This window comes from Robiginitalea aestuariiviva, assembly GCF_029537735.1.
Classification (GTDB): Bacteria; Bacteroidota; Bacteroidia; order Flavobacteriales; family Flavobacteriaceae; genus Robiginitalea; species Robiginitalea aestuariiviva.
This window is the reverse complement of record NZ_JARPUQ010000002.1, coordinates 1,217,016-1,243,546: the sequence shown is the minus strand read 5'-3', so window position 1 is coordinate 1,243,546 and position 26,531 is coordinate 1,217,016. Positions and strand designations below refer to the sequence as shown.

Genomic DNA, 26,531 nt, shown 5'->3' with positions numbered 1-26,531 from the left:
GGCCGGGGGGCTTGTTTTTATGGGGCATGCCAGCTTATTGAACCAATTGGTCCTGGCTTCTGAACACCAGGTCGTCGTCAAAACAATCGATCAACACCGCACTGTCTGCCTTGATGTCCCCCTGCAGCAATGCCTTGGAAAGGCGATTGAGCACTTCCCGCTGAATGGTCCGCTTGATGGGGCGGGCCCCATATTGGGGATCAAAGCCCTTTTCAGCCAGGAACTCCACAGCGTCCGGGGTGGCATCTATGCTGATGTGCTGTTTATCCAGCATGCGCCGCAACTGATCCAGTTGCAGGCGTACCACCTGGCGGATGTCGTCCTTGCTCAGGGGGGTGAACATGATGATGTCGTCTATCCGGTTCAGGAATTCCGGGCGGATGGTCTTGCGCAGCAATCCCAGCACTTCCACCCGGGCCGCTTCGGTGGCACTGTACAGGTCCGGGGCGCCTTCAAACTTTTCCTGAATAATATGGCTGCCCATATTGCTGGTCATGATGATGATGGTATTCTTGAAGTCCGCTACCCGGCCCTTGTTGTCCGTCAGGCGGCCTTCGTCCAGCACCTGCAGCAGGATGTTAAAGGTATCCGGGTGCGCCTTTTCGATTTCATCCAGCAGGATGACCGAATAGGGTCTGCGGCGAACCGCCTCGGTCAGTTGCCCGCCCTCATCGTAGCCAACATACCCGGGAGGTGCTCCGACCAGGCGGCTTACGGCGTGCCGTTCCTGGTATTCGCTCATGTCGATACGCGTTAATGCGTTCTCATTGTCGAAGAGGTATTCGGCCAGGGTCTTGGCCAGCTCGGTTTTACCTACCCCGGTAGTCCCGAGGAACAGGAAGGACCCAATGGGCCGTTTGCTGTCCTGCAACCCGGCGCGGCTGCGGCGGATGGCATCGGAAACCGCTTGTATGGCTTCGTCCTGACCTACCACGCGCTTGTGCAGCACATCCTCGAGCTTCAGGAGTTTTTCCCGTTCGCTCTGCAGCATTTTCTGTACAGGGATGCCCGTCCACTTGGCCACCACTTCCGCAATGTCCTCCTGGGTAACTTCCTCCTTGATCAGGGTGCCTTGAGCCTGCTGCTGCTCCAGTTCCTGCTGCAGGGTGTCCAGTTTGGACTGCGCTTCTTTGATTTTTCCATAGCGAAGTTCGGCTACCCGGCCGTAATCGCCGTTGCGCTCTGCGCGCTCGGCTTCGGCTTTGAATTCTTCGATATCCTGTTTGGTGCGCTGAATGGCATCCACCACCTCGCGCTCGCTTTCCCACTGCGCAAAGATCTCGTTCCGCTGTTCCTTCAGGTTGGCCAGGTCTATATTCAGGGCTTTGAGCTTGGCGGGGTCGTCTTCCCGCTTAATGGCTTCGATTTCAATTTCCAGTTGCATGATGCGGCGGTCCATGGCGTCCAGCTCTTCGGGCTTGGAATTGATTTCCATCCGGAGTTTGGAGGCGGCTTCGTCCATCAGGTCTATGGCCTTGTCCGGGAGGAAACGGTTCGTGATATACCGCTGGGAGAGCTCCACGGCAGCTATCACGGCCTCGTCCTTAATCCGCACCTTGTGGTGGGTTTCGTATTTTTCTTTCAGCCCCCTGAGGATGGAAATGGCGCTTTCGGTGTCCGGTTCGTTTACGGTCACCTTCTGGAACCGGCGTTCCAGCGCCTTGTCCTTTTCAAAATATTTCTGGTATTCGTCCAGGGTTGTGGCCCCGATGGCGCGCAATTCACCCCGGGCCAGGGCCGGTTTCAGGATGTTGGCGGCATCCATGGCACCCTGCCCGCCCCCGGCACCTACCAGGGTATGGATCTCGTCAATAAACAGGATGATATGCCCGTCCGAACCCGTAACCTCCTTAATTACGGTCTTCAGGCGTTCCTCAAATTCTCCTTTGTATTTGGCACCGGCAATTAGGGCCCCCATATCCAGGGAGTAGAGCACCTTATCTTTCAGGTTCTCCGGCACATCGCCCTGCACAATCCGGTGGGCCAGCCCTTCCGCAATGGCGGTTTTTCCCGTTCCGGGTTCCCCCACCAGCATGGGGTTGTTTTTGGTACGCCGGGAAAGGATCTGGAGTACGCGGCGGATTTCCTCGTCCCTCCCGATTACCGGGTCCAGTTTTCCCTTGTCTGCCAGGTCGTTCAGGTTTCGGGCATATTTATCGAGGGCGTTGTAGGTTTCCTCGGCGCTCTGGGAGGTAACTTTTCCGCCCTTCCGCAGTTCTTCAATGGCCTTTTTCAGGTCCTTTTCGGTAACCCCCTGGTCTTTGAGCATCCGCCCGATCCGGGATTTGGAATCCAGAATGGCCAGCAGCAGGTGTTCTACGGAGATATATTCATCCTCCATTTTTTTGGCCAGGGAACTGGCTGCATTCAGGGTGCGTCCGGCCTCCGGGGAAAACATGAGGTTCCCGCCCGAAACCTTGGGAAAGGATTCCAGTTCCTTGTCCAGCATCTGCTGCAGCAAGGCGGTGTTCACCTGTAGTTTTTTGAGCAGGAAGGGCATCACGTTCTCGTCTACCTGGAAAAGGGCTTTAAAGAGGTGTTCGTTCTCCACTTGCTGGTGGCCCATCTCCTGGGCCAGCTGTTGTGCCAATTGGAGCGCTTCCTGGGATTTTATGGTGAAATTATTTATGTTCATGGGTTGTAAGTCTTAAATTCGAACCCATACGTTCAAGAACCTTACCATCCGGGAATAGCTGTCATTATGGCGGCTTAAATCCTGGTTAATCAGACATTTCGACAGGAAATATGAGCGCATTTTTAAGTCGGCTGCTGGGCGGGGACACGCCCGGGGGTCGCGAAAACGGAGATAGCATATCCTGGAACCCCCTGGAACAGGAAGAACAATTAAATACCCTGGAAGCAGAAAGTTACCACCGGCCCCAGTTGATCTTTAAGCACTCCACCCGTTGCGGGCTCAGTGGGATGACCCTGAGGCGTTTCGAACGTCAGTGGGCCCCGGCCCGTGACCAGGCTGGGTTTCACCTGCTGGACGTTATCGGGCAACGGGGGTTGTCCCAGGCCATCGCGGAGCGCTATGCCCTGCGGCACGAATCCCCACAGTTGCTGATCATTGAATCGGGTAAATTAAGGGAAGCCGCTTCCCATAGCGGGCTCCTGGGCCTTTCTCTTTCAGAAAACCCATAAAAAAACCCCGGAAGTCCGGGGTTGTTATTTTAATTGAATTTCTGACTGACCAGGATGTTCTTTAACCGGGCCTTCAGGTCTTCCCCTGCGTCGTACACCATTTGTTCGTCCGATGGAAAGGGTACGGCAGCCAGGTCCAGCAGAGCCACCAGGTCGTTGTCCAGGGCACGGCGGTCGCCATCGTAGTTGGCATAGACATGCTCAAAGACAAACTGACTGGCCAGGGGGTACTGGTTGATGGCCTGGCGGGTGCGCAGGTCAATAAACTGAACCGTACCGTCTACCTGGGCCGTTTTCTGCTGGGTAAACTGATAGAAGTTACAGCGTACGGTACGCATGCGGTCTACTTCGATTTCATTCCCCAGGCTGTCTTTAACCACATTCCCGGCCTCGTCCCGCAACAATTTCTTACCGTCCTTCACCTGCCGTTCCTTGATGACCTGCCTTTCATTTACCTGCTCCGGAGAGATCAGGATGTTGCGGAAGGCCACCTGCATTTCGTAATCGTAGTCGATTTCGTCCAGCGGATTGGTGTGGTAGGCCGTCCAAAGGTCGTCCAGGCCGTAGGTATTGAAATTCAGCAGCTCGCTCTCCAGACGTTCCGGAATAATCTGCTGCGTATCGTTAATCATACGCACCTTTACATAATCGATACCCTTGCGGTGCGCTTCCTCCATTTGCTGGCGCACATCCGCATAGCCGGGGTTGATTTCCTCCAGGTAGCGGAAGTCGTCAAAGGCCTGCCGGTAATCGTATTTCGTGCTGGCCTGCTTCAACAGGTCCGAGGCATTGGCATACAGGTATTCGGACAGGGCATCCCGGGTGTCCAGGATGTCAGCATCGTAATTCCCGAAACGGAACCGGGCATCGCGGTTCTCCTCATAGATGGGCAGCGGGAGCAGGGGCCGGATGCGACTCTGTATCTCCTTAAGCCGGTTGTACTTGCGGTAGATGGATTCCAGGTCTGCAGGGTTGCCGCCCTGTTGCAGGAAGGCAATTTCTTCCAGTTCCCGGGCCGAGAACTTGGCAAAGGCCTCTTCCAGCAGGATTACATAGGGTTGATTCCCCTTTTTGCTCTTGTTGTCTACCAGGGTATTGATGGAGCGATAGATCGCCTGTTCATAATTCCCGGTGTTCAGGGCTTCCTGTGTCTTTTTCACGCCTCCGCAGGAAAAAGCCAGGGTCATTGCGAGTCCGTAGAGTAGTGCTTTTTTCATGACGGTTTGATTTTGGGTTATACAGGCACCATACAAGGGTTGTGCCAAAACCGACCATCCTTAGAACGCAAATCGGCCAGGGATCGTATAATCCCGATCAAAAACACCAATAAAAAGCAGGGCTGGGCCTATAGCGGAAGGGCGGGCAACAGGCGGCTGCTCACTTCCCCAAACCCGATCCGGAGCCCATTTTTCTCGCAAAACCCGCGGAAAACCACCGTATCCCCATCTTCAATAAAGGTGCGGGTTTGCCCACCCTCCAGGGTGAGGGGCTTTTTTCCGGCCCATGCCAGCTCCAGCATGGAGCCGTAAGAATCCGGGGTAGGCCCGGAAATGGTGCCGCTGCCCATCATGTCGCCGCTGTTCACCTTGCAGCCGTTTACCGTATGGTGGGCCAGTTGCTGGGCCATGGTCCAGTACATGTACTTGAAATTAGACCGGCAAATGGTAGTGGCATCGGAGCCGTCCGGGATTAGGTCCACTTCCAGGTGGATGTCAAAACTGCCCGGGCGTTCTTGCCGGAGGTAGGGCAGGGGGGCGGGTTGTTGGGCCGGACTTGCCGTACGGAAGGGCTCCAGGGCGTCCATGGTTACAATCCAGGGGGAGATGGAGGAGGCAAAATTCTTGGCGAGGAAGGGCCCCAGGGGCACGTACTCCCACTTCTGGATGTCGCGGGCGCTCCAGTCGTTAAACAGGACCAGCCCGAAGATGTAATCCTCTGCTTCTGCTATGGGGATGGGCTCCCCTAGGGTGTTGGCATCGGTAGTGACAAAGGCCATTTCCAGTTCAAAATCCACCCGTTTGGAGGGCCCGAAAACGGGGGTGTCCGCACCTTGGGGCAGGGTTTGTCCGTTGGGTCGGCGCACCGGGGTGCCGCTGGGGATAATGCTGGAACTGCGGCCATGATAGCCCACCGGCAGGTGCAGCCAATTGGGCAATAGGGCATTTTCCGGGTCCCGGAACATGCTGCCCACATTGGTGGCGTGTTCCTTGCTGGAATAGAAATCCGTGTAATCCCCAATCTGCACCGGGAGTTGCATTTCTATTTCATCCAGGCCAAACAGGATGATTTTTTTATGGGCTTCGTTTTCCTGTAGGTCCGGGGTGTTCACGTCAAATACCTCGGCAATGCGGTTGCGCACCAGTCGCCAGGTTTTTTTTCCGTCCGAAATAAAGTCGTTCAGGCTGTCCTGCAGGAAGATGTCTTCGGTCAGGGGGATATCCCGGAAATAGCCGAGTTGGTGCATAGCCCCGAGGTCTATGGCTGTATCGCCTATACGCGTCCCGATGGTAATGACATCGTCCCGTGTAAGAAAGACGCCGAAGGGGATGTTCTGGATTGGAAAATCGGAATGTTCCGGGACGTTAATCCAGGATTTTCGCCTGGGGTCGTTTGCGTAAATAGCCATAGCAATTGTTAATTCTCGTTTGATAAATTCCCAATCAAAGATATCATTTTATCTGGTTTACCGTCCTCCAATTTGTACTTTTACCCCTTTGACGGGATGGCCGAAAATGCCGGGTAAATCCCCGGAATAAAACGGCTAATAAACAACCTTAACCCCTTATCCTACAGACATATGGAAAGAGATCAGCAAGTGTTTGACCTGATTCGCGCAGAGCAGGACCGCCAGGTAAACGGTTTAGAACTGATTGCCTCGGAGAATTTTACCAGCCCCCAGGTGATGGAGGCAGCCGGGTCGGTGCTGACCAATAAATATGCCGAGGGATACCCGGGCAAGCGCTATTACGGCGGGTGCCAGGTAGTGGACCAGGTGGAGACCCTGGCCATTGAGCGGGCGAAGGCCCTCTTTGGGGCCGCCTATGTGAATGTACAGCCCCATTCGGGCTCCCAGGCCAATGCGGCAGTCTATATGGCCTGCCTGAAGCCGGGCGATACCATCCTGGGCTTTGATCTTTCCCATGGAGGGCACCTGACCCACGGTTCGCCGGTGAACTTCTCCGGGAAACTTTACCGTCCGGTGTTTTATGGGGTCGACCGGGAAACCGGGCGCCTGGATTACGACAAAATCGCGGAAATTGCCACCGCCGAGAAACCCAAGCTTATTATTGCCGGGGCCTCCGCTTACTCCCGGGATATGGACTTTAAGCGGTTCCGGGAAATTGCCGATTCCGTTGGAGCATTCCTGCTGGCGGACATTTCGCACCCGGCCGGGCTCATTGCCAAGGGCATCCTGAATGACCCCGTGCCCCATTGCCATTTTGTAACCACAACCACCCACAAAACCCTGCGGGGCCCGCGGGGCGGGATGATCATGATGGGCCAGGACTTTGACAACCCCTTTGGCCTGACCCTGAAGAGCGGGAAGGTACGCAGCATGTCTTCCCTGATTGACCTGGCTGTATTTCCGGGGAACCAAGGCGGGCCCCTGGAGCATATTATTGCAGCCAAAGCGGTGGCCTTTGGCGAGGCCCTGACCGATGAATTCCTGTATTATGCCCTGCAGGTGCAAAAGAACGCCCAGGCCATGGCCAAGGCTTTTGTAGCCCGCGATTATCACCTGATTTCGGGCGGGACGGACAACCATATGATGCTCATAGACCTGCGCAACAAAGGCATTACCGGGAAAGATGCGGAAAAGGCATTGGAAATGGCCGATATCACAGCCAACAAGAACATGGTGCCCTTTGACGACCAGTCCCCCTTTGTTACCTCGGGGATCCGTTTTGGCACCGCGGCCATAACCTCCCGGGGTTTAAAAGAGTCCGATATGGAAAAGGTGGTGGACTTTATTGACCGCGTGCTTGCCGCCCCGGAATCCGAGGAGATCCGTGCAGCCGTGCGCCAGGAGGTTCGGGAATGGATGGGACACCGTCCCTTATTCGCATCCTGATTGCTTAAACATTTTGGGGTAAGCTTATAAGCCTAAGCCGGGAGGCGGCAACAGGTCAATGCCGGGGGCATTCCAATCGCCGATATGGCTGTCATAGACTTTGCCTTCTATCTCATTTTCGAAGTACAGGCCCCAATAGCGATAGGGCGATTTGCCGTCCGGGTGTTCCGCCAGGTACCCCGTGGTCTCATCGGCCTGGACGGGGATGTAGATTTCGTTAGGGAGGGCCTGGGAGCCGTGGCTGATGGAGACGTATTCCCGTGACAGGTTTTCAAAAAGCAGGGGCAGCATCCGGTCCAGGGGTTGCGCGCCGCTATGTTGAATGACCAAAGTGAGATCTGTGAACTCCAGGAGGATTTCAGAAAGGTTCAAAGCCTCCTCATTGCACAGGTTGAGATCTTCGATCAGGGTACTCACCGATGGGGGATGTACCTGTACATCGGGCCCTGCCAGACTGCCGCCCCAGGTTCCCTGCCGGAAATGATAGAGGGCTTCCACAAAAGGCAGCGGACATTTGAGTTCCAGCACCAGCTGTTCTTTCCCATTTTCAGGGGTGCTGCGCTGAATTTGAACAGAAGCAAAAAAGAGCCGCTCGAGGCCCTTCTCAAAAGCATCTACCCCCTGGATAAACGCTCTGGTTTGTATTTCTCTGGTCAGGTCAAAGGGATAATTCCAAGTCATCATATATCTGTCAATCGCTAAATAATGTCCCTTATCCTCAAAAGTATTGAGAAGGCGAGAGATAGAAGTATAAAAAAACCATAAAATATTTATGGTTTTGTTATATAGTTTTCAATGTTGACTGGATGGATGTTTTCCCTGGGAAATCAGAGAAAGCCCCGTTCCCGGGCTTCGGCAATCAGGGCCTGGTCATTTTGTTTCTCAATCCCGAATAACGACTTGATCTGTCGTTTGCGGTTTTCGATGCTGGGCAGGGAAAGGGATATGTGGTTTACCATATCCTTGGTTTTGGTCCCGATGGACAGGTGATACAGGATCTGTTTGTCGTTTTCGTCCAGGTTAATTCGGTTGGCCATTTTTTTGCGGATGGCCATCAGCGCCTTTTGGGTGTAGTACGGGGGTTGGGTCATGACCGTTTTGACCATGGCCCGCAGGGAGCCTTCGTCAATCTCGGACTTCACCATATAGCCTTCAGGATCCACCGTTTGCATAATGCTGTTAATGCGGTAATTGTCGCTAAAGGAAGACATAAACACCACTCGGGTACCCGGGCTTACTTCCCTGGCGATGATTCCGAGGTCCTCCCCGGTCTCTACCGGCCCGTTGCGGCTGTTGGAAAGCTGAATGTCCAATAACAGGATATGGTAAGGGAGTTTGCGGACGGAATCCCGGATTAAATGCTCTCCCTCTGCAAAGGTTTTGGCAGTATCCATATGGATGGTATGCCCGTCGAAGGAATAGTCCTCCAAGATAAATTTGTACCCCAGGGTGGTCATTTCGTGGTCGTCCACCGCCAGGATGCGTATGGTTTCAGGCTCCTGCATTGTCATACTTCTTTTCCAGTTAAACGCTTATGAACGCTTCCACATCCACTGCGGGGCTGGTCATGTCGTGATAGGGCACCGCAATAGTGATTTCGGTCCCGGCCCCCGGGCTGCTTTTCAGGTCCCACCGGCCCTTGATCTTTGACACCCGGGAGGCAATGTTTTTATGGCCAATTCCCTTTTTGCCCCGTTTGACCAGGAAACCGACTCCGTTATCCCGTACCAAAACGGTAATATCAGATCCTTCTGCCCCGAGTTCAACCTCCACCCGGGTGGCCCCGGCGTGCTTGATGGTATTCTGCAGGCACTCCTGGATGATGCGATACAGGTTAATCTTGGTCTCGCCCCGCAGGTCGTCCCAGTCTACCTCCTTGCTGTATTCCAGGTGGTGTTCCAGCCCCGCCGAATCGCAATAATCGGTTACCAGATCTTCAATAGACAAAATAAAGTTATGGAATTTTCGGTAAGCGGCGTCACTTAATTCGTGTGAAATCCCCCGGATTTCCTCCTGTATGGACTTTAGTTTTTCAATGGCCTGGGCGCGCAGGGCTACAGATTTTTCATCCGTTTTTCCATTGAGGCCCAGCAGCACCATACGGATGCCGTTCATTTCCCCCAGCACCCCGTCATGCAGGTCTTCGGAGATGCGTTTCTGCACTTCGTGCTTGCCTTCCTCCACCTTCTCGTTCTGGGAGAGCATCAGGTTAAAGATCTCCTGGTTAGCTTCCTGTTGCTGTTGCTGGAAGCGCAGTTTCTGGTTGCGCACCCGCTGGGTGATGATGATCAGGATGGATGCCCCCAGCAGCAATACCCCCATGGCCAGGCCAATCCACAGGATCTGCCGGCGGGCCAGCTCTTCGTTCCGTTCTATGTACTGGTCTGTCTGCATCTCCAGGCGGGCCATCTTGTTGCGGTTGTCCCGTTCCAGGTTCAGCAGGCTGTCCCGCAGCATATCCAGGCGCTCAATATTGGCCGGCGCCAGGGCAGGGGAAATTCTGGATTGCAAAACCAGGATATCTTTAAGGCCGTCCATTTCCTTTAATTGTTCCGCCCATTCCCGCCCAAGTTGAATATAGGCGCTGGCCCGGGCGGTATCTTCCTGGGCCAGGAAGAGTTCTGCCATATAGTAATAGTTCCGGGGCAGCCGGTTGTTCAGGTCGGCAGATTGCTGAATATACTCCAGGGCTTCCCGGTAGCTTTTTTCTGCGGCCCCATAATTTTTTAACCCGAAATAGGCCCGCCCCTGGTTGATTAGGGCAAGCGCCAGGGTACGAAGGCTTATATTTTCTTCCGGGGGAGCGTTTAAGATTAGGTTGAGGTATCGCAAGGCCCGCAAATAATCTTCTTTTTGCAGATATGCATTACTCATATTATTGTAGAGGGTATGGCGCATGCCGTGCTGATCTGGGAAGACGGCTAACAATTCCAGGGCCTTTTCCTGGGCTTCTAAGGCCTTGTCATATTGGTTCATGGCCGAGGAGATACTCCCCATAAAGCTGTAGCATCTTGCAATCTGGAAGCGGCTGTCAGGGTGGTCCCCGGCCGCCTCAAAAAGGTCAATGGCCTGCACTACATTTTCGTCCGCACTCAGGTAATCCCCGGTAAAATACTTGGTGGCGGCAATGCTTCTTTTGGCATGGCCGGCTAAATAAAGGGAGTCCAGGCGGATAAAAAGGTCGTAGGCCGTGGTAAAATTGGAATAGGCGCTGTCCTGGTGATTGCGACGGTAATGAAACATCCCGATTTCAGAGAAAAGTTGCCCGATGGCCAGGGTATCCCGTCGGTCCTGAGCCAGGCTCAGGGCACGATTGGCCAGAGCGCGGTATTCCGGGTCCTCTTTCTGGTCCCGATACGTCTCCAGGAGCTTTACCAACCCGTAGGCCTGTATGCTATCTCCGTCTGTGTCCAGTAATTCCTTTTCCAGTGTTTCCCGGGCTACCTCCCAGGCGCTTTCGGGTAGGTTGGGGTCCGACAGGGCAGCAATGCGTGCAGAGATCTCGGCCTGCCGTTCGGCCCGGGTGCGGGCATCCACACCACGGTTGCACCCCCAACCGCCCAGCAGCAGAAGCATTAAGGTAAATGTAAATATCTTGCCCTGTGGGTTATTAACCATAACACCAAATTAAAAAAGGGCCTTACGGTTTGCAAGGCCCTTAAAAGAATTCTGAAAAGAATTTCGTTCTTAATTCCCGTTGTCGTCCGGAATATCATCGCAGGTGGTACATTCACCTTCTGGATCAACATCGTCGCAAGTAGTGCAGGCGCCTTCGGGATCAACATCGTCGCATGTGGTACATTCTCCTTCCGGATCAACGTCATCACAGGTAGTACACAGGGCGTCATAGAGCTGCTCCGCGGAAGCATTATCGGCTTCGCAGGCGGTGGTGGCGGCAAACAAAAGGGCGATGGCGATAAGGGAGAATACTTTTTTCATGATCACAAGTGGTTATTAGGGGTTAATTTGCTTTTGCGTTCTAAGGACCAAGATATTAACCCTAAACCCCGTATCGTATAATTCCGCAAGGGTATCTAGTAAGTGTGGCGGGTCTGTGAGGATTTGACCCGTTTCTGGGAGAATCCGGTCAGGAGCGGCCGGAGATGGACGCCTGGGTAAGCAATTCCTTCAGGGCATCCACATTTTGTTTGTACCCCCGGGAGAAGGGGAGCTCGGTGTGGCCAATACGCAGGCTGCAGCGGTTTTTCCCGTAATTGATGCGGGATATGTAGTTGCGGTTCAGGATAAAACTCTGGTGGATGCGCACAAAATTGGCCGGCAGTTTTTGCTCGAAACTCTTCAGCGTTTTAAAGGCGGAAATGCGGGTGCCGTCCTTCATGATAAAGTCTGTGGTGTTGTTGTCTGCCTGCAGGTAGAGGATCTCGTCCGTATTGAGGTACTGGTAGTCCTTATAGGATTGCAGGCAGAGGGTGGGTGCCGGGGTAGTCCTGGGGAAGCGCTTGCCGAATTTCATGAGCGTCTTGCGCATTTCCAGCTCGGAGTAGGGGGTGATCCAGTAATCGAAAAACTGGTGCTTCAGGGCCTGGTAGGCATGGGATGGGTCCGATGCCATCCCGATAAAGACCGGGGGCGTATCGGTGAACTGGTGCAATTCGCGCACCAGTTCAAAGAGGTCCGGGGCCCCTTCGTTCAGGTTCAGGAATACCACATCTGACGAACCTTTCAGGATACTGTTCAGCCCGTCGGTGGGGTTAACCTCATGCCATACCGGGGTAAAGCCTTCAAACCCTTCCAGCAGGTGTTGCAACTGGAGGTAAGAGGCGGCGTCCGGGTCGATGATGCCAAAGGTATAATCCACAGCTTATTATCCTTGTACAAGATAGAAACCTGCCCCAAAATGGAACTATAGAAAAACCATAGTTTTCTTATGGTTAGCCCTTATAAATCAATGCGTTTGGCTTGTAGGAAGGCCTACATCGACTATCAGAATTTATCCCGCATGGCCTCCGGCATCCGTACCGGCTTGAGGGTTTTGGCTTCGAGCAGGCACCATTCGGTGACGCAACTGGCAATGGCCTCGCCGGAATCTGCCAGGCGGATGTCCACACAGCGTTCCGAAATGGGCCCCCGGGCCTGGCGCACATAGGTTTCCAGTTCCAGCCGCTGCCCCAGCAAGGCGGGTTTGGCATAGCGGATGTGGTGGCTTCGCACCACCCACAGGTAGCGTTTATCCCATTCGGGCTCCGTCAGGGTTTCCCAATGGGCCTGGGCCACATCCTGCACCCATTGCACATAGCGCACGTTGTTTACGTGGTCCAGGGCATCCAGGTCTTGCTGTGCCACTACCTTGTGGAGGATAAAGCGTTTCATGGGGTCTTTTTGAGGATCCGGACTTCAAAGAGTTTATCCCAGCGTTTCCCGGTTACAAAAAAGGTCCCCCTTTCTTTGTGGTAAGCCACCCCGTTGAGTACATCCAGGCGGTCGTGCTGGGTTACGCTGCGCTCCAGCCCCCCGAAATTCACCACCCCGGTGATGGCTCCGGAGGCGGCATCGATGATCATCATACTGGGTTTTTGCCAAACGTTGGCATAGATCAGGCCATCCACGTATTCCAGTTCATTGGCCTTGTTGAAGACCGAGCGGTCCGTGACGGTCTCCAGATGCCCGGTTTCCTGCAGGGTTTCCGGGTCCAGGATCCAGATGCGCTGGCTGCCGTCGCTTTTATAGATGCGCGTCCCGTCGTTACACAACCCCCAGCCTTCCCGGCTTTCTCCATACTGGAAGGTCCCGGTGCGCTCCAGGGTATTCGGGTTGTAGAGAAACCCGACCTTGCTTTGCCAGGTAAGCATGTACAGGCGCTCCCCCAGGAGGGTGATGCCCTCGCCAAAATAGGTGCGTTCCAGAGCGGTCTGTTCCAGGATTTCGCCGGTGCGGAAATCTACCTTGCGCAAACTGGATGCCCCCCGCTGTCCTGTGCTCTCATAGAGGGTGTCGCCCCGGAATTCCAGGCCCTGGGTAAAGGCTTCGATATCGTGGGGATAGGTATTGACAATTTCGTAGGTGTACAGCTCCGGCGGAGCGGGGGCCAGCACCACCACTTCCTCCTGCAGGGGTACCGTTTGCCCTTGCAGGTAGGCCCGGGCTTCCAGGGTATGGGTGCCGAGTTTTTCGGGCGAAAGGACTACAGTGCCGTCGGTATACTCCAGCGCTTTTCCGTCCAGGAAATAGCGCACGGAATCCAGGGGCACGTCCGAGCGGTTTGCCACGGAAACCCCAACGCGGGCGCCCTGTTTCCAGCTCTTCCCCTTCCCTTCAAACTGTAGCTGCAGCTGTTTGTCCAGGGCCTGCCCCCCGCAGCCCAGAAAAAGACCGAGGAATATTCCGATACTACCCAATTTCCACATATTCATATTCTTAAGTCATGCTTTGCCGGGCTACTCGGGGCAGCCCTTGAAGTTTTGCTAAGTTAAGGCGCCCCGGGCTTTGTCCCAAATGCGAAAAGGTCGTATATTTGCACGCGGCAAGTCCTACACGACCAGCTCCTGCAGAATCCCCCAGGGCGGGAACGCAGCAAGGGTATGTGGTCGTAGCGGTGCGATGTAGGTAGCTTGCCGTTTTTTTATGCCCTAAATTCTGGGCGCGTCATGTGCCTATTGAGGCCTGCCCAAGGAATTTAATTCGTAATTTCCCACCATGCCAGACCCTGCAGTTGTATTGATCACGGGAGCCTCAAGCGGCCTGGGAAAAGCCACAGGGCAATTCCTGGCTTCCCGGGGTTACCGGGTATACGGAACGGCCCGGAACCCGGGTCGATATCCCGACTTTGAGGACTTTCCCTTACTGGCCATGGATGTGTGCCAGCCGGAATCGGTTCGCGCTGCGGTTGCCCGGCTGCTGGAACAGGAAGGCCGGATTGATGTGCTGATCAACAACGCCGGGGTTGGGATTACCGGTCCTATGGAAGAGACCCCCTATTCGGAGGTGTGCGAGGCTTTGGAAACCAATTTTCACGGCCCGCTACGGGTAATGGGTGCAGTTGCCCCCCAGATGCGAAAGCAGGGTAGTGGATTCATTGTAAATATCACGTCTATTGCGGGGTATATGGGGCTTCCCTTCCGGGGGGTCTACTCGGCCAGTAAAGGTGCCCTGCAGGTCGCTACGGAAGCCTACCGCATGGAGCTGAGGCCTTTCGGGATCCGGGTAGCCACCCTGGCCCCCGGGGATTATGCGACCAATATTGCCTCGGGGCGCTACCATACCCCGCTTTCGGAAACTTCGCCTTACCGGGATACCTATGGAAAATCCCTGGAGCTGATGGACGCCCATGTGGACCAGGGCGGGGACCCGGCGGAGGTGGCTCGTGCGGTATACCGCATCCTGCAAAAAAGGACACCGAAGGTACATTATACCGTGGGCAGTCCCCTGCAGCGGTTTTCGCTGGTTCTTAAGCGTATTTTACCGGATACCTGGTACGAACGCCTGCTCCGGAATCATTATAAATTGTAGTTTTGCGAAGGGAGCACAGGCACCCGTAAAACCGAAACTAAAAAGGACACATGAAATTCTTTATCGACACCGCAAACCTGGACCAAATTCGCGAAGCCCAAGCCCTTGGGGTACTGGACGGGGTAACCACCAATCCGTCCCTGATGGCCAAGGAAGGCATTACCGGAAAAAACAATATCCTCAAACACTATGTGGATATCTGCCACATTGTAGACGGGGGCGATGTCTCTGCGGAGGTTATTGCTACGGATTTTGAGGGAATGGTTCGCGAAGGGGAGGAGCTGGCCGAACTCCACGAACAGATTGTCGTGAAGGTACCCATGATCCGCGATGGGGTGAAAGCCCTGAATTATTTTTCGGATAAAGGGATCCGAACCAATTGTACCCTGGTTTTTTCCCCCGGGCAGGCCTTGCTGGCCGCCAAGGCCGGGGCCTCTTATGTGTCCCCCTTTATCGGGCGCCTGGACGATATTTCCACGGATGGCCTAAATCTGATTTCTGAAATCCGCGAAATCTATGACAACTACGGGTTCGGGACCGAAATCCTTGCGGCCTCCATCCGTCACACCATGCACGTGATTGAATGCGCCAAAATCGGGGCGGATGTTATGACCGGCCCGCTCTCGGCCATTGAAGGCCTGCTTAAGCACCCCCTGACCGATATCGGCCTCGAGAAATTCCTGTCCGATTACCGCAAGGGCAACGGCTGATTTTCCGATAATTATTTTTGTAAAAGTAAGCCTCTCCTAGAAGGAAGAATTGAGGTTGGCAAAGCCGTCTACCACCCGGCCGTTCTGGGCGATAACGCTTTTAAAGGAGCTGTTGTACACAATAAGTTTGTGCGCAAAGCCCTGGAAATCCGAAGTCCAGTACTGGTTGGCGGGGTCCAGGCCGTAGCTATCCACAATTTCCTTCCAGCGGTCCTTTTCCGTCCTCAGGCAGATCCCCACGAAACGGTGTTGGGGATATTGAACCTGCAGGCTGCGCACCCGCTGGCTGATGTTGCGCAGGTGCCTGATTTCAGGCCCTGACCAGAAGTAGAAAACGGTTTGCCGATTGTTTCCGGCCAGATTGGCCAGGGATAAGGTATCCCCCTCCTGGTTTTGCACATAGAGTTCCGGCAGTTCCCGATTGGGCCTCAGGTTGCGGATGCCTTCCCGCAGTTCCTGGATCTCCCCCAGGTGGCGGTTGCGCGCCGCACGCAGCTCCAGGTCTTCCATAAATATTTCGAAGTGGGCTTCGGTATCGTGTTTGAGCAGGTATTCGAAGGCCACTGCCCGGAACAGGTTGTCCCGCAGCACCTGCTGGGGTACGAGGCTGTCGATGATCGCCAGCTGGTGGCGGTTGAAATGTAGGGCGTTTCGGCCCTGGACCACATCGCTGTCGCAGGCTTTTTTACAGCCCATATACGCCATGTTGGCGATGTGGAATTTCATAAAGTCGTAATAGGGCCTCAGGAAGGTGAGGTCCGAATCGTTGTAGGCTATGTCTTTACGGTAATCGTAAAAATCCCCGGGCAGGGGGTGCAGGGTGCGATCTTCACTGAGCCTGCGGTGCCACACCGGGTAGCCTTCCCGGTAGAAATAATTCCGGTATCGAATCGTGGAGGCTACTACTTTGCGGGCACCTTCGGAGAGGGGCTCTTCGGCCTGCATGCCTTCCACGCGCTGCATTTTACGCTGCAGAAGGGAATCCAGGCGGGTGCGGAAGGCCGCCGGTTCCAGGGCTGCGAAGGATTCCCGGATCACCTGGTCTTCGGCTTCGGCTTCCAGAAAGAGGTCCATCAGGGTGTTATTCACGCCTTCCCCTTTCCCGGCATAGACCAGGGATTCGTCAAAGGCGACCGTATTCAGCCGGATTTGCAGGCTGTCTCCGGGTTCCAGATATAGATACTGGAATTCCGGACGGTGAGAAAAATTGTAAAGGCCGCTGGGCAGGGAGTCCAGGCGCATGCCAAAGGTGCCGTTGGCATCCAGGCGCGCAGAATCCAGGGCCTGATCCCCTTTATACAGCACCACGTAATCCGAAGTGGGATTTACAATCTGGCCGCCAAAGTAAAAGGAAGGGTCCTCAGAGGGATGCCCGCCGCATGAAGCCAACAGGCCCGAGAGTACTATGACATGGTAAAAATGACGCATCGCTTTCCGCTGCATAGCAGTGAACAAATCTAAGCAAAGCCCCTAACCACCGTTGTTAAGGGGCCGTTAAAATCCTTTTCGGATTCCTTAAAAGGCTTGTGAATGGCCCGGAAATCGCTGGGCTATTCCCTGGCTTTACATTACTTTTGCCAAAATTTTAAAGGGAACCCCATGCTTTCTGTATCCAACCTCTCGGTCCAATTTGGCAAACGCGTCCTTTTTGACGAGGTCAATGTAACCTTTACCCCCGGCAACTGCTATGGGGTTATCGGGGCCAACGGCGCCGGGAAATCGACCTTCCTGAAAATCCTGGCCGGGGATAATGACCCCACCAGCGGGCAGGTGCACCTGGAGCCGGGCAAGCGGATGTCCGTACTGGAACAGAACCACAATGCCTACGACGGGCAGCAGGTGCTGGAAGCCGTATTGATGGGAAATAAGCCCCTGTATAAGATCAAAACCGAAATGGATGCCCTGTATGCGGATTACGACGATGCCAATGCCGAACGTATCGGGGAACTGCAGGTGGCCTTTGAGGAGATGAATGGATGGAATGCGGAAAGCGACGCAGCAGCACTCTTGTCTACGTTGGGGATCCACGAGGAATTGCACTACAGCCCCATGGCAGACCTGGAGGCCAAGATGAAGGTGCGGGTGCTGCTGGCTCAGGCCCTGTTCGGGAACCCGGACGTGCTGGTAATGGACGAGCCTACCAACGACCTGGACTTCGATACCATCCAATGGCTGGAACAATTCCTGGCGAATTACGAAAACCTGGTGATTGTGGTTTCCCACGACCGCCACTTCCTGGATGCGGTCTGTACCCACGTGGCAGACATCGATTTCGGAAAGATTAACCTCTACAGCGGCAACTACACCTTCTGGTACGAGAGCAGCCAGCTGGCGGCGCGCCAGCGGGCCCAGCAAAACCGGAAGGCAGAAGAAAAGGCCAAGGAATTGCAGGAATTTATCCAGCGTTTTTCGGCCAACGTAGCCAAGAGTAAACAGGCGACGTCCCGGAAAAAGATGCTCGAAAAGCTGCGGGTAGAAGATATCAGGCCCTCCAGCCGCCGCTATCCGGCTATTATTTTCGATCGCGAACGGGAAGCAGGGGACCAAATCTTACACGTGGAAAATCTTTCTGCCCGAAGCGAAGAAGGGGATTGGCTGTTCCGCAAAGGGGAGCTGAACCTGGCCAAAGGGGATAAGGTAGCGCTGATTTCACGGGACTCCCGGGCCACCACGGCTTTCTACGAAATCATCGCGGGGAACCGCAAGCCGGAGACCGGCAACTTTTCCTGGGGGGTGACTACCACCCGGGCTTACCTGCCGGCAGATAACTCCGATTTTTTCAAGGAGGACCTGAACCTGGTGGACTGGATGCGGCAATGGGCCAAGACCCAGGAGGAAAAGGAAGAGGTGCACCTGCGGGGATTCCTTGGTAAGATGCTCTTTAGCGGGGAGGAAGCCCTAAAAAAATGTACGGTCCTTTCCGGAGGGGAGAAAGTTCGGTGTATGATCAGCCGGATGATGATGCTCCGGGCCAATGTGCTGTTGTTGGACGAACCCACCAACCACCTGGACCTGGAATCCATTACGGCGTTCAACAATTCCCTGAGCCAATTCAAGGGAACACTGATCTTTACTACCCACGACCACCAGTTCGCACAAACTGTGGCTAACCGGATTGTGGAACTTACGCCCACCCATACCATTGACCGTTACCTGAGCTTTGACGACTATATGACAGACCCGGGCATCCGGGAACAGCGCCAGAAACTCTATGGCGTTCCGGCTTAGGCGTTGTAGTATTTACTATTCCAGATGGCGGGGTTGAAGTTCTTGCCCAGGGCAAAGCCGTAGAAAATCACCACGGCGGCCAGGGATTTGAACATAAAGAAGAAGATGATCCAGAACTCTGCCATCCCGCCCTGTTTGGAGAACAGGCCGTCCGGCACCAACAGGGTCAGCAGGTAGCTCATCAACAAAACGAGCAGCGACAGGTTGATCACATTCCGGAAAGGCCATACCAGCCATTTCCGTAAAGGGTGCAGGTCATTGCCCCACTTGTGCACCAGGTAGTAGTAACCGTTGCCCATGGGTGCCATCAGCAGGGGGTCGTCCTTGTCTTCCAGCTTGAAAAGGCGGGAGGGCGCCATAACCTTAAGGCCTTCCAGGCGGGTATTGTGGGTGTTTTCAAGCTTTGAAATGGCAGCCTGTGCCTCTTCCGGCAGGGCTGGTTTGAAATACTTCAGGTCCAGAAACCGCAGCCGGTAATCAATACAGATTTGCCTTATATGCCGTTCGTGATAGATCCGGCCGGTATCCAGCAGGTCAAAATTGAAGGTGTTAGCCGGTAACTGCTGCGCTTCGGGGGCCGCAATCCGAAATTCCTGTAGGAGGGCGTCCAGGGGGGTATCCTGAACAGACTTTTGGCGCTCCGCTTGCAGGCGCGCCTCAATATTGGTTCGTTCCAGAATCATAGCAATACAAATTCGTTCAAAAATAAACAATGACAAAAGGCATGTCAATTCCCTTAACCTACTCTTAAATGTTAAAAGTATGTTAAAACATTAAAATGAAAATGGAGATTTGGAGGAAGTGGGTGGAATGTCTTATCTTGTCGATGAAATGACACCGTTTATCGATAAACGGTATCTGCCCCGAGACCTGAGAACACCATGAAAAGTCCTATTCTGGCCTACCTGGGCCTGCTGATTTTGTGCCTTACTTCGTCTGCTTTGTGTGCGCAACAGGCAGATGGGGACATGGACGTATCCTGGGATGAAGCCCTGGCATCGGCAGACCTGGACAAGGTGATTGAAAACAGCGGTCCCTTTACCGTCTTTGCGCCTTCCGACCAGGCCCTTACATCCTTTATGGCCTCCCGTAAAGAAATCCTGGAAGACCCATCCCGGAAGTCCGAGCTTCGGGCCCTGCTCAGTTACCATATCGTTGCCGGGGAAATTACGGCGGCCGGTATTTTGCAGCGGCTTTGCCGGGGAGAAGGGGTAGCCCGCTTTACCACCGTCCAGGGGGAGGAACTCCTGGCAACCCTGGAAGGGACGGACATTGTGCTGATGGATTGTTCGGGAAACCGGGCGCGCATAGTCCAGGCCGATAACCACGACCAGAACCTGGTATTTCACCGCATCGATTCGGTTATTCTCCCAACCTCCCGGCCTTAGCGCAGTTCGGCCCCCAGTTCTTTTTCAAACCGCTGGCGCAAGCGCTGCATCACCCCGTCTATTTTCTTGTCCGTCAGGGTTTTGTCCTGATCCTGTAACGTAAAGCTTACCGCATAAGATTTCTTGCCTTTCGGAAGTTTATCGCCGGTGTAGACATCAAAAAGGTTCACATCCTGCAAGAGGTTGCGCTCGGTCTCAAAGGCCAGGCGGTACACTTCCTCAAAGTGTTTCCCCTGGTCCAGGAGCAGGGCAAAATCCCTTCGCACCTCCGGAAACTTCGGGAGGGCCTTGTAGCGGGTTTGTTCCGGGGTGGCTTTGCGCTCCAGTAAGGCTGCCCACCGGATGTCTGCAAACAGCACCTCCTGTTTGATCTCAAAGGGCTTCAGGAAATCCGGATGTACCACTCCGAGTTGAGCCAGGACCACCCCCTGGGAAGTGAGTTGCAGGCCTTCGCAGATACGGGCATCCGTGTATGGCAGTTCTTCGCAACGGCCAATGCCCAGGCGTTCAAAGATGCCCAGTACGGCCGATTTCAGAAAAAAGAATCCGGCAGCCTGGGTAGGGGAGGCCCAGTGGTCTCCGTGCAGATTGCCGCTAACCACCACGGAAAGGCGGTCTTCCTCCTCAAAGGCCTGGCCCTTGCCATGCCGGTAGATCTTCCCGAATTCAAATAGGCGCAGGTCCTGCTGGCGGCGGTTCAGGTTATAGGCCACCGCGCCCAGCCCGGTAAAAAGCATATCCTGGCGCAGTTCGGAGAGTTCGCGGCTTAACGGGTTCAGCAGGCTTACGGCTTTCCCGGCCGTATCCTGCAGGCGGGCATTGTGGTCCGGGTTACAAAGACTGTTACCCAGAATCTCGTAAAAACCAAGGTCTGCCAGTTGGTTGCCTACCCGGCGTTGCAGGTCGTGGGGCTCTACTACGGCCGGTGGCAGGATGGAGGCCGTAAATTTGGTTTTGTCCGGGATGTTGTTGTACCCGTATACCCGCAACAATTCCTCGATCACATCCACTTCCCGCCGCACATCGACCCGGTAAAAAGGGATGACCAGCCCAAGCCCGGATTCGGTATTGCTGCGCACCTGTATGTCCAGAGAGGCCAGGATGGAAAGTATGGTATCCCGCGGGATTTCTACTCCGATCAGGTTGTGGATTTTCTCGTAACTCAGGAATACATTATAATCCGGCATTTTGTTGGGGTAGAGGTCTACCACGTCGGAGGAAATGTCCCCCCCGGCAATGTCCCGGATCAGGACGGCGGCCCGCACCAGGGCGTATTCCACGTTATTGATGTCGATGCCGCGTTCAAAACGGAAGGAGGCGTCTGTGCTCAGGCCATGGCGCTTGGCGGTTTTGCGGATGGCAACCGGGTCAAAATAGGCGCTCTCCAGGAAGATGTTGCGCGTGTCTTCGGTTACCCCGGTATTGATGCCCCCGAAAACCCCGGCAATACACATGGGTTTCTCTGCGTCGCAGATCATCAGGTCTTCCTCGTGAAGGGTGCGTTCCTCCCCGTCAAGGGTCATAAAGCGGGTGCCGGCCTCCACAGTGCGCACCTCGATCTTCCGTCCAAAAATCCGGTCGGCATCAAAGGCGTGCAGGGGTTGCCCCAGTTCGTGTAAAACATAGTTGGTGGCATCGACCACATTGTTGATGGGGTTCAGCCCTATGGCTTTCAAGCGGTTTTTGAGCCAGTCCGGGCTCTCCTGAACAATCAGGTTGCTGATGGTTACCCCGCAATAGCGCGGGGCCATTTTGTTATCCGCTACCGAAACGTCTATGCGCAGGCTGCGGTTGTCTACATTAAAGGTGCTCACCGAGGGCGTGATGAGTTCCTTACTGATTTTTTTCTGTTTCAGGCCTGCCCGCAGGTCCCGCGCCACCCCATAATGGCTCATGGCGTCTGCCCGGTTTGGGGTCAGCCCGATTTCAAAGACCTGGTCGGTTTCCACCTTCAGCAGGCTGGCCAGGGGAGTGCCGGGATCGGCCTCCGTTTCCAGTACCATGATCCCTGAATGGTCCGCCCCAAGGCCCAGTTCGTCCTCTGCACAGATCATGCCCTGGCTGGCTTCGCCCCGAATCTTCCCTTTTTTGATTTTCCAGGGTTCGCCTTCCGCATCGTACAGGGTGGTCCCCACCGGGGCAACAGGTACCAATTGGCCCTGGGCCACATTGGGTGCCCCGCAGACGATTTGTACAGGTTCCCCCTGACCGATATCCACCGTGCACAGGCTCAGGCGGTCCGCATTGGGGTGTTTGCCGCAAGTGAGTACCCGTCCAACCACTATCCCTTCCAAGCCGCCCTTTACGGATTCAAAGGGGGCAACGCCTTCCACTTCCAGGCCCAGGTCGGTCAGCAGCTCTGCCGTCTGCTCCGCCGGCCAGTCGATTTCGAGGAATTGCTTCAGCCAGTTATAGGAGATCTTCATCGGTCGGTTTTAAGGCACCAAAGATAAAACAATGCTTCGTGATTTGCACCCCGGAAAACAAAACCTCCGGGCAGTTGCCGGAGGTTTCGGTGGTTAGGGGGTCGGATGATGGTCAGATGATGGTAGACTTGCCCAATCCGATATTTTCCTTGTTCAGCCCCCGGAAGTCGTCCGAGTCCGAGATGTGCGTGGCGATAAAGTGCCCTACGTCGTCTGTGCCGTACTGGCTCTTGGTATCCAGGTCCTGGGTGACAATCCCCTTTTTCAATGCCTGGTTTACCGAACGTACCACGGCGGCTGCTTCCTCATTCAGGCCAAAATGGTCCAGCAGCATGGCTGCAGAGAGGATGGAGGCAATGGGGTTGGCGATATTCTTCCCGGCTGCCTGGGGATAAGACCCGTGGATAGGCTCGAACATGGCGCTTTGCTCACCCACGGAAGCCGAGGGCAACAACCCGATGGACCCCCCGATCACACTGCCCTCGTCGGAAATGATGTCGCCGAACATGTTTTCGGTCAGGATCACGTCGAACTGGCTGGGGTTCAGGATCATTTGCATGGCGGCATTGTCCACAAAGAGATAATCCAGGGTCACTTCCGGATAGCTTTCACCAATTTTGGTGACCACCCGGCGCCAGAGGCGGGAGGATTCCAGGACATTAGCCTTGTCCACCAGGGTGAGCTTGCCGCGACGGGACTTGGCCGCCTTAAAGGCAAGGTGGGCAATCCGGCTGATTTCTTCCTCCGAATAAATACAGAGGTCGGAAGCGACAGAGCCGTCTTCGGACAGGTACTTTTCCCCGAAATAGATGCCCCCGGTCAGTTCACGATAGATCACCAGATCCGTGCCGCTGATGCGCTCTTCCCGCAAGGGCGATTTCTCGATCAGGGTAGGGAATACCTTTACCGGGCGGATGTTGCTGAACAGGCCCAGTTCCTTCCGCAGCCGCAGCAGGCCCTGTTCCGGGCGCACCTTGGCAGAGGGGTCATTATCGTATTTCGGATCGCCTATAGCCCCGAACAACACGGCATCCGAAGCCTTGCATAGGTCCAGGGTTTCTTCCGGCAGGGGGTCGCCCGTCTTGTCGATGGCGGTGGCACCCACTGAGGCCGGGGTAAAGGTGAACTGGTGGCCAAAGGCCTCTTCCACAGCCTGGAGGCAGGCTACGGCCTGGGCGGCAACTTCCGGCCCGATCCCGTCTCCGGGCAGTAATGCGATCTTGAGTTTCATTAAGCGATGCTTTCAATGTTGATGTTGGCGGCTTCCACAATCTGGTGGATGTCCGCATCCTCGATTTCTTTCTTGCGGTCCGCGAATTTCAGGAATTCCTCGTAAACGGTATCCAGCTGCACCTTGGTGAGCATATACCCCACTTTCTTGGCCCGGTAAGCCAGGGCAGCCCGGCCGCTGCGTGCGGTCAGGACAATGGAGGATTCGTTAACCCCCACGTCCTCAGGGTTGATAATTTCATAGGTTTCCCGGTTTTTGATCACCCCGTCCTGGTGGATGCCGGAGCTGTGGGCAAAGGCATTGGAGCCCACAATAGCCTTGTTGGGTTGTACAGGCATGCCCATTTTCTGGGAGACCATCTGGCTGGTGCTGTACAGCAGCTTGGCGTTGATGTTGGTGTCCAGTTCCAGGTAGGGGTGCTGGCGCAGGATCATCACCACTTCCTCCAGGGAAGTGTTCCCGGCCCGTTCGCCTATGCCGTTAATGGTGCATTCAATTTGCCGCGCCCCGTGGATGACCCCGGAGATGGAGTTGGCGGTGGCCAGCCCCAGGTCGTTGTGGCAGTGGCAGGAGAGGATGGCCTTGTCGATACCTTTCACGTTTTCCTTGAGGTACTGCATTTTGGCCCCGTACTCCTCGGGCAGGCAGTAGCCGGTGGTATCGGGGATGTTCAGCACGGTAGCCCCGGCCGCAATAACGGCTTCGCAAACCCGTGCCAGGTATTCGTTGTCTGTACGGCCCGCATCTTCTGCGTAGAACTCCACATCCTCCACAAAGGATTTGGCGTATTTTACGGCCGCAACCGCCCGTTCCAGGATTTCTTCCCGGCTGGCGTTAAATTTGTGCTTGATGTGGGAATCGGAGGTGCCGATCCCGGTATGGATGCGCGGGCGTCTGGCGGGCTTCAGGGCCTCTGCCGCCACTTCAATGTCCTTCTTTACCGCCCGGGTCAGGCCACAAACCGTGGCGTGCTTTACAATCCGTGCAATTTCGCTTACGGAACGGAAGTCCCCTGGGCTGGAAATCGGGAAGCCAGCTTCAATCACGTCTACCCCCAGCAGGTCCAGCCTTTCGGCAATCACCAGTTTCTCCGAGGTGTCCAGTTTGCAGCCTGGAACCTGTTCTCCGTCCCTAAGGGTGGTGTCAAAAATCTGTACCTTCTCTTTACTCATTATATTTCTTACTTTTAGTCGCCTTATACGAATATACCCAAGGGCTTTCTGGCCCAAAGGGCGGGCCCGGTGTCCATTACAACGTTAAGTTCATTTTTAGTATAGTTATAGCGCTGTATATCAGTAATATAAATCATTTTTTTTACGATGACAAATGCCCACAAGGACGCCTTGTTTATCCTGGTCAAATCCCTTTCCAAATCGGAAAAGCGGCAGTTCAAACTCTATGTGGGCCGCCTGGGGGTAAATGTAGATGCCAAATTCCTGGCCCTCTTTAACCTCATGGACAAGATGCGCACCTACCAGGAAGAGGCCATCCTGGAAAGTGGCATTGTCAAGAAATCCCAGCTCTCCAACCTGAAAGCCCACCTCTACAAGCAAATCCTCATTAGCCTGCGCCTGAACCCGGTTAACCAGAACATCCGGGTACAGATCCGGGAACAACTGGATTTCGCGACCATCCTCTATCAGAAGGGGCTGTACAAACAGAGCCTGAAATTGCTGGATAAGGCCAAGGCCGTTGCCATAGAGCACGAGGAGAAAAACATCGCCTATGAGATTGTGGAACTGGAAAAGATTATCGAAACCCAGTACATTACCCGCAGCCTGCCGGACCGGGCGGGGGAACTCTCCGGGGAGAGCCAGCACCTGACCGAGCTCAACAGCATTGCCAGCAAACTGTCCAACCTCTCCCTGCAGCTTTACAGCATGATGCTGAAGGTGGGGTATGTCCGCAACGACGAGGATTTCAGGCGGGTACGGGACTATTTCGACACCCACCTCCCGGACTATCGCATGGAAGACCTGGGCTTCCGGGAAAAACTCTGGTTATTCAAAGCCCACCTCTGGTATAGCTTCCTGATCCAGGATTTCCTGTCGTCCTACAAATACGCCAGCAAGTGGGTGGACCTCTTTTACGAAAATCCCCAGCAAATCTCCCTGAACCCGGTGTTTTACCTGAAGGGCAACAACTATTTGCTGGAATCCCTGTTCTTTGTGAAGTACAGCAGCCAGTTCCGCCAGACCCTGGACCGGCTGGAAAAAGTCCTGGCCAAAAAGGATTTCCCGAAAAACGACAACGTGGCTTCCCTGAGCTTCCTCTATGTGAATGCCAACAAAATTAACCTGCATTTTCTGGAGGGCACCTTCGAAAAAGGGCTCTACCTGGTGAAGATTGTGGAGTACGGCATTGGCAAACACCGCGACCGCCTGGACCAGCACCACATCATGCTGTTTTACTACAAGATCGCCTGCCTGTATTTCGGGGTGGGGAACCATAAGGCCTGCATACAGTACCTGAAGAAAATCATACAGAACAAGAGCCTGAAGGTGCGGGAAGACCTCATGTGCTTTGCGCGGGTGCTAAGCCTGGTGGCCCACTACGAGGCCGGGATGGACTACCACCTGGAGGTCCAGCTGAAGAGCACCTATAAGTTCCTGTTGAAAATGAATGAGTTACATGGGGTGCAGCGGGAGATGATCACCTTTTTGCGGAAGCTGGGCGGCATGTATCCGCAGGACCTGAAAGCCGCCTTCCAGGAACTCTACGACCGCCTGAAAACCTTCGAGGACCACCCGTACGAAAAACGGGCCTTCCTGTATCTGGATATCCTATCCTGGCTGGAAAGCCACCTGGAAGGTCGCCCGGTGGCCGAAATTATCCGGGAAAAGGCACTGGCGCTTACCCGATAGC

22 protein-coding genes and 1 other RNA gene are annotated in these 26,531 nt (G+C 54.7%); 8 read left to right on the top strand and 15 right to left on the bottom strand.

All coding sequences use genetic code 11. From position 1 onward, the window contains the following. Positions 1–34: 34 nt before the first annotated feature. Positions 35–2,635 carry an ATP-dependent chaperone ClpB gene (gene clpB / locus OZ410_RS12350; RefSeq protein ID WP_277708281.1) on the bottom strand — a complete coding sequence of 867 codons (2,601 nt, stop codon included), beginning with the start codon at positions 2,633–2,635 and terminating at the stop codon, positions 35–37. A gap of 110 nt (positions 2,636–2,745) precedes the next feature. Between clpB and ytxJ the strand changes: the two genes are divergently transcribed. Next, on the top strand, positions 2,746–3,144 hold the full coding sequence (gene ytxJ, locus OZ410_RS12345) for a bacillithiol system redox-active protein YtxJ (RefSeq protein ID WP_277708280.1): 399 nt from the start codon (positions 2,746–2,748) through the stop codon (positions 3,142–3,144). Positions 3,145–3,173: 29 nt separating this feature from the next. Here the strand turns inward: ytxJ and OZ410_RS12340 are convergent, their stop codons facing one another. Continuing rightward, positions 3,174–4,361: a hypothetical protein gene (locus OZ410_RS12340; RefSeq protein WP_277708279.1), complete on the bottom strand. Its 1,188-nt coding sequence runs from the start codon at positions 4,359–4,361 to the stop codon at positions 3,174–3,176. A 128-nt stretch (positions 4,362–4,489) separates the two neighbouring features. After that, the gene (gene fahA / locus OZ410_RS12335) at positions 4,490–5,770 is read right to left on the bottom strand and encodes a fumarylacetoacetase (RefSeq protein ID WP_277708278.1); all 1,281 of its coding nucleotides are present in this window, start codon (positions 5,768–5,770) and stop codon (positions 4,490–4,492) included. 171 nt (positions 5,771–5,941) lie between these two features. On the opposite strand from fahA, the gene glyA reads away from it, so the two are divergent. Continuing rightward, positions 5,942–7,216 carry a serine hydroxymethyltransferase gene (gene glyA, locus OZ410_RS12330; RefSeq protein WP_277708276.1) on the top strand — a complete coding sequence of 425 codons (1,275 nt, stop codon included), beginning with the start codon at positions 5,942–5,944 and terminating at the stop codon, positions 7,214–7,216. A 24-nt stretch (positions 7,217–7,240) separates the two neighbouring features. On the opposite strand, the gene OZ410_RS12325 is transcribed toward glyA, so the two are convergent. From OZ410_RS12325 to OZ410_RS12295, 7 genes are all read right to left on the bottom strand, one after another. Further along, positions 7,241–7,900, bottom strand: coding sequence for a hypothetical protein (locus OZ410_RS12325; RefSeq protein ID WP_277708274.1), 660 nt, complete (start codon positions 7,898–7,900; stop codon positions 7,241–7,243). A 143-nt stretch (positions 7,901–8,043) separates the two neighbouring features. Continuing rightward, positions 8,044–8,727 (bottom strand): response regulator, encoded by a 684-nt coding sequence (locus OZ410_RS12320; protein ID WP_277708273.1) that lies wholly within the window; start codon positions 8,725–8,727, stop codon positions 8,044–8,046. A 13-nt stretch (positions 8,728–8,740) separates the two neighbouring features. Further along, positions 8,741–10,792 carry an ATP-binding protein gene (locus OZ410_RS12315; RefSeq protein ID WP_277708272.1) on the bottom strand — a complete coding sequence of 684 codons (2,052 nt, stop codon included), beginning with the start codon at positions 10,790–10,792 and terminating at the stop codon, positions 8,741–8,743. 111 nt (positions 10,793–10,903) lie between these two features. Beyond that, positions 10,904–11,155, bottom strand: coding sequence for a hypothetical protein (locus OZ410_RS12310; protein WP_277708271.1), 252 nt, complete (start codon positions 11,153–11,155; stop codon positions 10,904–10,906). Between the two features lie 148 nt (positions 11,156–11,303). After that, the gene (locus OZ410_RS12305) at positions 11,304–12,035 is read right to left on the bottom strand and encodes a LytR/AlgR family response regulator transcription factor (RefSeq protein ID WP_277708270.1); all 732 of its coding nucleotides are present in this window, start codon (positions 12,033–12,035) and stop codon (positions 11,304–11,306) included. Positions 12,036–12,160: 125 nt separating this feature from the next. After that, positions 12,161–12,547 carry an acyl-CoA thioesterase gene (locus OZ410_RS12300; RefSeq protein ID WP_277708269.1) on the bottom strand — a complete coding sequence of 129 codons (387 nt, stop codon included), beginning with the start codon at positions 12,545–12,547 and terminating at the stop codon, positions 12,161–12,163. Beyond that, a complete protein-coding gene (locus tag OZ410_RS12295; protein WP_277708268.1) occupies positions 12,544–13,587 on the bottom strand; it encodes a glutaminyl-peptide cyclotransferase in 1,044 nt (347 codons plus the stop codon). Before OZ410_RS12295 ends, OZ410_RS12300 begins: the two co-directional genes overlap by 4 nt. 108 nt (positions 13,588–13,695) lie before the next feature. On the opposite strand from OZ410_RS12295, the gene ffs reads away from it, so the two are divergent. The 3 genes from ffs to fsa all read left to right on the top strand — a co-directional run bounded on the left by ffs (position 13,696) and on the right by fsa (position 15,393). Beyond that, positions 13,696–13,794, top strand: an RNA gene (ffs, locus tag OZ410_RS12290) — signal recognition particle sRNA small type. A gap of 76 nt (positions 13,795–13,870) precedes the next feature. Continuing rightward, positions 13,871–14,683 (top strand): SDR family oxidoreductase, encoded by an 813-nt coding sequence (locus OZ410_RS12285; RefSeq protein WP_277708267.1) that lies wholly within the window; start codon positions 13,871–13,873, stop codon positions 14,681–14,683. A gap of 50 nt (positions 14,684–14,733) precedes the next feature. Beyond that, positions 14,734–15,393, top strand: a complete 660-nt coding sequence (gene fsa / locus OZ410_RS12280; protein WP_277708266.1) for a fructose-6-phosphate aldolase — start codon at positions 14,734–14,736, stop codon at positions 15,391–15,393. Positions 15,394–15,429: 36 nt separating this feature from the next. On the opposite strand, the gene OZ410_RS12275 is transcribed toward fsa, so the two are convergent. Beyond that, positions 15,430–16,821, bottom strand: a complete 1,392-nt coding sequence (locus OZ410_RS12275; protein WP_277708265.1) for a transaldolase — start codon at positions 16,819–16,821, stop codon at positions 15,430–15,432. Positions 16,822–16,992: 171 nt separating this feature from the next. Here OZ410_RS12275 and OZ410_RS12270 point away from each other — a divergent pair, with 171 nt between their 5' ends. Continuing rightward, positions 16,993–18,621, top strand: coding sequence for an ABC-F family ATP-binding cassette domain-containing protein (locus OZ410_RS12270; protein WP_277708264.1), 1,629 nt, complete (start codon positions 16,993–16,995; stop codon positions 18,619–18,621). Here OZ410_RS12270 and OZ410_RS12265 read toward each other — a convergent pair. Continuing rightward, entirely contained in the window at positions 18,618–19,304 is a 687-nt protein-coding gene (locus OZ410_RS12265; protein ID WP_338156657.1) for a hypothetical protein, read from the bottom strand. The two genes, OZ410_RS12270 and OZ410_RS12265, sit on opposite strands and share 4 nt — an antisense overlap. Before the next feature lie 198 nt (positions 19,305–19,502). Here OZ410_RS12265 and OZ410_RS12260 point away from each other — a divergent pair, with 198 nt between their 5' ends. After that, positions 19,503–20,009: a fasciclin domain-containing protein gene (locus OZ410_RS12260; protein WP_277708263.1), complete on the top strand. Its 507-nt coding sequence runs from the start codon at positions 19,503–19,505 to the stop codon at positions 20,007–20,009. On the opposite strand, the gene pheT is transcribed toward OZ410_RS12260, so the two are convergent. The 3 genes from pheT to OZ410_RS12245 form a co-directional block, all read right to left on the bottom strand. Beyond that, positions 20,006–22,435: a phenylalanine--tRNA ligase subunit beta gene (gene pheT / locus OZ410_RS12255; protein WP_277708262.1), complete on the bottom strand. Its 2,430-nt coding sequence runs from the start codon at positions 22,433–22,435 to the stop codon at positions 20,006–20,008. The genes OZ410_RS12260 and pheT overlap by 4 nt on opposite strands. 112 nt (positions 22,436–22,547) lie before the next feature. Continuing rightward, positions 22,548–23,666 (bottom strand): 3-isopropylmalate dehydrogenase, encoded by a 1,119-nt coding sequence (gene leuB, locus OZ410_RS12250; protein WP_277708261.1) that lies wholly within the window; start codon positions 23,664–23,666, stop codon positions 22,548–22,550. Then, positions 23,666–24,838 carry a 2-isopropylmalate synthase gene (locus OZ410_RS12245; RefSeq protein WP_277708260.1) on the bottom strand — a complete coding sequence of 391 codons (1,173 nt, stop codon included), beginning with the start codon at positions 24,836–24,838 and terminating at the stop codon, positions 23,666–23,668. Before OZ410_RS12245 ends, leuB begins: the two co-directional genes overlap by 1 nt. A gap of 147 nt (positions 24,839–24,985) precedes the next feature. Here OZ410_RS12245 and OZ410_RS12240 point away from each other — a divergent pair, with 147 nt between their 5' ends. Then, positions 24,986–26,530, top strand: a complete 1,545-nt coding sequence (locus OZ410_RS12240) for a hypothetical protein (RefSeq protein WP_277708259.1) — start codon at positions 24,986–24,988, stop codon at positions 26,528–26,530. Position 26,531: the final 1 nt, after the last annotated feature.